We start from the raw sequence: 4,288 nt of genomic DNA, 5'->3' as shown, positions 1-4,288 counted from the left end.
GCCCTGCACCGGCTCGGCCACCGGGTGTACGCCACCGCCCGCCGCCCCGAGACGCGGGGCGCGCGGGCCCGCCCCGGGCGGGCCCCCCCCCCCCCGGCCGTGCGCGGGCGGTGCGCCAGGATGGTCCGGTACGCCACCGCGAGGAGCCCGATGACCGCCTTCGACGAGGGCCGCGCCCGCGCCCTGCTGGCCGCGGCCTGCCGCGCCGCCGACCTGCCCGCGCCGGACGGTGCCCGGCTGCTCGCCCTCGGCGAGAACGCCGTCCTCGACCTCGGCGGGCCCGCGGTGGTGGCCAAGGTCGGGCGCGCCCCCGATCTGCTCCCGCGCGCCGCCCGCGAGGTGGCCGTGGCCGACTGGCTGGACGGCGCGGGCATCCCGGTGGTCCGCCCCTTCCTGCCCGGGCCGGTCAGCGCCGACGGCCACCCGGTCACCTTCTGGCACCGGCTGCCGCCGGCCGTCCGGCCCGCCCGCAGCGCCGACCTCGCACCGCTGCTGCGGGCCCTGCACGCGCTGCCCGCACCGCCCTCGCCGCCCGCCCCGCTCGGCCGCCGCGACCTGCTCGCCCCCGTCGACCGCTGGCTCGCCGCGGCCGCCGGCCACATCGATCCGGCCGACGCCGCGTACCTGCGCGCCCGCAGGGAGACCTTCGTCACGGCGGCCGCCGGACTGACCCCCCACCTGCCGCCGGGAATCGTCCACGGCGACGCCCTCCCCCGCAACGTCCACGTCGGCCCGGACGGCCCCGTCCTGCTCGACCTGGAGAACGTCTCCGACGACCTGCGCGAGCACGACCTCGTCGTCCTGGCACTCAGTCAGGACCGTTACGGAGTACCGGCCGAGGAGTACCGGGCGTTCACCGACGGGTACGGCTGGGATGTCCGGGACTGGGCGGGATTCGCCGTGCTGCGCGGCGCCCGGGAGACCGCGAGCGCCGCCTGGGTCGCCCAGCACGTGCCCGGCAGCCCCGCCGCGGCGGCCGAGTTCCGGCGCCGGGTGGACTCCTTGCGCAACGGCCGGACCTCCGTACGCTGGTATCCGTTCTGAGACCCGCACGGACCGGGTCCGTTCGTACGAAGACGACGGAACCGGCGCCCGCCGGCTGACGTCGTCCCCGGCACATGCCCCCACCCGGGGTGGCCGGTACGACGTCAGGAGTCGTCACCATGCGGAAGCCCAGCCCCCGATCCCGCCGCGCCCTCGGCCTCGGCCTCGCCGCGCTGCTCACCCCGGCCGTCGTCGCCGGGTGCAGCTCGGTGCCCGCGCAGCGCACCAGCGCTGACGCGGGCCGGACCACCGCCGCCGCCGTCGCCCCGCACGGATCGGCCACCTCGAGCCCCACGGCCACCGCGAGCGCCGTGATACCGGCCCAGCGCAGCTCCTCGGCCGCCCCCACCGCCGCGCCGAGCACCGGCACGCCCACCGCGTCCGCCGGCGCGGCGTCCTCCGGCGCCACCGCCGGCACCACGCCGTCGGCGAGCGCGTCCCCGCCGACCGGCAGCCCCACCGGGCACCCGCACCACATCATCCGCAGCACCGCGAGCGGCGGCCGCACCGTCGCGCTGACCTTCGACGACGGCCCGGGCCCGGCCACCCGCCCGATCCTCGACCTGCTCGCCGAGTACCACGTGCACGCGACCTTCTGCCAGGTCGGCAAGGAGGTCGAGCGGGACCCGGGCGCCGTCCGGCGCATCCTCGCCGAGGGCCACCGGCTCTGCGACCACACCGTGGACCACCCGCAGCCGATGCACACCCAGTCCTACGAGCAGCAGGTCCACGAGGTCGTCGACGCCCGGCAGGCGATCGTCGACGCGGGCGGCCCCGGCACCCAGGTGGGCTGGTTCCGTGCGCCCGGTGGCGACTTCGAGGCCGCCAACGAGGCCATCGCCGCCCAGCACGGCATGAGCTCGCTCGGCTGGTCGGTCGACCCGCGCGACTGGTCGCGCCCCGGCGTGCCCGCCATCGTCGCCAACGTGCAGCAGCACGTGCGGCCGGGCGCGGGCCGCGGGGGTGGCGGCGCCCGGGCGCGCGCGACCCCCCCCTGGTGGTGGGGCCCCCCCCGGCCCCCCCCCCTCCCCCCACCCGCCGCGCCCGAGTGGGGGGGCGGGGCCGTGTCGGGCCCCCCCCCCCCGGCGGCGGCGACCGCAGCCAGACCGTCGCCGCCCTGCGCCAGCTGCTGCCGTGGCTGGTCTCCCAGGGCTACACCTTCGACTTCCCGGCCGCCGACTGACCCGGGCCGGCGGCGCCGGTCAGCCGGCCGCCGTGACCGGCGCCGCCGGGCCGTAGGGCACGACCGGCCAGGCCGGGTCTATCGAGGCGTGCGGGTCGGAGGTGCGGCGCAGGTACTGCTGGAAGGAGGCGGCCTGCTCGGCCGCGGCCCGCACCTGGAGGGCATGCAGGTCGGCGAGCGCGATGCCGCCGACCGCCGGGAACGCCTGGCCGACCCGGCGGGCGACCCGGGCGGCCGCGACCGCGTCGGCGCCGGCCTGGTGGGCGCCGGCCAGCACCACGCCGTAGTGCTCGCACAGGGCCTGGAGGTTGCGCTTGCCGCGCCGGTAGCGGTCGGCGTGCTTGTCGAGGACGAGCGGGTCGATCACCGGGGCCGGCGCCCCGCCGACCCGGGCGGAGAGCGGGACGACGCCGTGCCGGCGGCACTCGCGGTCGAGCAGCGACAGGTCGTAGCGGGCGTTCATGATCACCAGGGGGACGCCGCCGGCCAGGGCCTCGGCGATCGCCCGGGTGATCTCCTCGACGGCCTCGCGGGCGCGCACCCCGCGGCCCCTGGCCTGCTCGGTGGAGATCCCGTGGATGGCGCTGGCCTCGGCCGGGATGGGTATGCCCGGGTCGACCAGCCAGTGCCGCTCGGCGGAGACGGTGCCGTCCGCCTCCAGCCGGACCAGCGCGGCCGTGACGATCCGGTCGTGCTCGATGTCGGTGCCGGTGGTCTCCAGGTCGAAGGCCAGCAGGGACGCGCCGAGCCAGCTCATCGCCGGGCCCCCCGTCCGGTGCGCCGGTCGGACGCGGCCGGCCGCCTCCTGCATCGCGTCATGTGGCTGTCCTTCCGTCGCTGCTGGCATGACGGGGACCATCATCGCGTGCACCTGTGACAGCCCCGCCGGGCGGGGCGCCGGCGGGGCTGCGGGAGGGGGCGGGGCGTCAGGCCAGCAGCGCCCGGCCGAGCCAGTCCGAGGCGTCCCGCACACCCGGCAGCGCGAAGAAGTAGCCGCCGCCGACCGGCGACAGGAAGTCGGCCAGCGGTTCGTGCACCAGCCGGGTCTGGACGGCCTCGAACTGCCGTACCACGTCCTGCTGGTAGCAGCAGAACACCAGGCCCATGTCGAGCCGGCCGGCCCCGTCGGTGCCGCGGTCGTAGTTGAAGCCGCGCCGCAGGATCCGCGAGTCGGCGGTGGCTGCGGTGCGCGGGTTCGCCATCCGGATGTGCGCGTTCAGGGCGATCACGGCGCCGTCCGGGTCCTTGGCGTACGCCGGGGGGTCGGTCTCGGCGCGGCCGCCGAGCGGCGCGCCGTCGCCCTTGCGGCGGCCGATCATCCGTTCCTGCGCGTCGCGGGCGACGCCGTCCCAGGCCTCCACCCGCATCCGGATGATGCGCAGCACCTGGTAGCTGCCGCCGGCCGCCCAGGGCGGCTCGCTGCCGTCGGTGGCGGCCCAGACCAGGCCGTCCATCAGCCGGTCGGAGGTGGTGTCGGGGTTGACGATGCCGTCCTTGAAGCCGAGCAGGTTGCGCTGGGCGCCGTCCGGGCGGGAGCTGTTCTGGAATCCGTCGATCCGCCAGCGCAGGCGCAGCGCGCCGCCGGCGGAGCGCAGCAGGTCGCGCAGGGCGTGCAGGACGGTGTCCTGGCTGTCGGCGCAGATCTGCAGGGAGAGGTCGCCGTGCAGTTCGGCGTCCTGGAGGTCGTCGTCGGGGAAGGCGCGCATCGGGGTGAGCCGGGCGGGCCTGAGGTCGGCGAGGCCGTAGCGGTCGTCGAAGAGGGAGGCGCCGACGCCGACGGTGACCGTGAGGTTGTCGGCCTGGACGACCGGGCCGAGCAGTCCGCTGTCGTCCGGTGGGGCGGCACCGCCGGCGGTGAGGAAGCGGATCCGGTCGGTGAGGGTGCGCAGCAGCTGTTCCAGGCCGGCCCGGTCGGCGGCGGTGGTGTCGAGGGCGGCGAAGGTGGCGTAGCCCTGGGCGGGGGTGAGGATGCCGGCCTGGTGGACGCCGTGCCGTCGGTGGCGAGGATGGACTGGCTCGTCTCGATCTGGATCTCGAACCCGATCCGGCCCCGCTCAAGCC

At 77.4% G+C, this 4,288-nt stretch carries 3 protein-coding genes and 2 pseudogenes; 3 read left to right on the top strand and 2 right to left on the bottom strand.

The features are described 5' to 3' along the window. Window positions 1–150: 150 nt before the first annotated feature. From ACFV0G_RS27615 to ACFV0G_RS27605, 3 genes and pseudogenes are all read left to right on the top strand, one after another. Window positions 151–1,044, top strand: a complete 894-nt coding sequence (locus ACFV0G_RS27615) for a phosphotransferase enzyme family protein (RefSeq protein WP_380553553.1) — start codon at window positions 151–153, stop codon at window positions 1,042–1,044. 74 nt (window positions 1,045–1,118) lie between these two features. Continuing rightward, window positions 1,119–1,892 (top strand): annotated as a pseudogene (locus ACFV0G_RS27610) (polysaccharide deacetylase family protein); the annotation flags it as partial. A 200-nt stretch (window positions 1,893–2,092) separates the two neighbouring features. Beyond that, the gene (locus tag ACFV0G_RS27605; protein ID WP_380553544.1) at window positions 2,093–2,227 is read left to right on the top strand and encodes a hypothetical protein; all 135 of its coding nucleotides are present in this window, start codon (window positions 2,093–2,095) and stop codon (window positions 2,225–2,227) included. 19 nt (window positions 2,228–2,246) lie between these two features. On the opposite strand, the gene ACFV0G_RS27600 is transcribed toward ACFV0G_RS27605, so the two are convergent. Then, window positions 2,247–2,984 carry an exonuclease domain-containing protein gene (locus ACFV0G_RS27600; protein WP_380553550.1) on the bottom strand — a complete coding sequence of 246 codons (738 nt, stop codon included), beginning with the start codon at window positions 2,982–2,984 and terminating at the stop codon, window positions 2,247–2,249. A 169-nt stretch (window positions 2,985–3,153) separates the two neighbouring features. After that, a pseudogene (locus ACFV0G_RS27595) lies at window positions 3,154–4,218 on the bottom strand (Dyp-type peroxidase); the annotation flags it as partial. Window positions 4,219–4,288: the final 70 nt, after the last annotated feature.

Source organism: Kitasatospora sp. NPDC059571 (assembly GCF_042735675.1).
Lineage (GTDB): Bacteria > Actinomycetota > Actinomycetes > Streptomycetales > Streptomycetaceae > Kitasatospora.
Note: the sequence above shows the minus strand (reverse complement) of the source record. Positions and strands in the feature narration are given on the sequence as shown.

Bases quoted from the DNA above. Each gene is read 5' to 3' on its own strand.
- ACFV0G_RS27615 (WP_380553553.1), top strand. From the start codon at position 151: ATGACCGCCTTCGACGAGGGCCGCGCCCGCGCCCTGCTGGCCGCGGCC.
- ACFV0G_RS27600 (WP_380553550.1), bottom strand. From the start codon at position 2,984: ATGAGCTGGCTCGGCGCGTCCCTGCTGGCCTTCGACCTGGAGACCACC.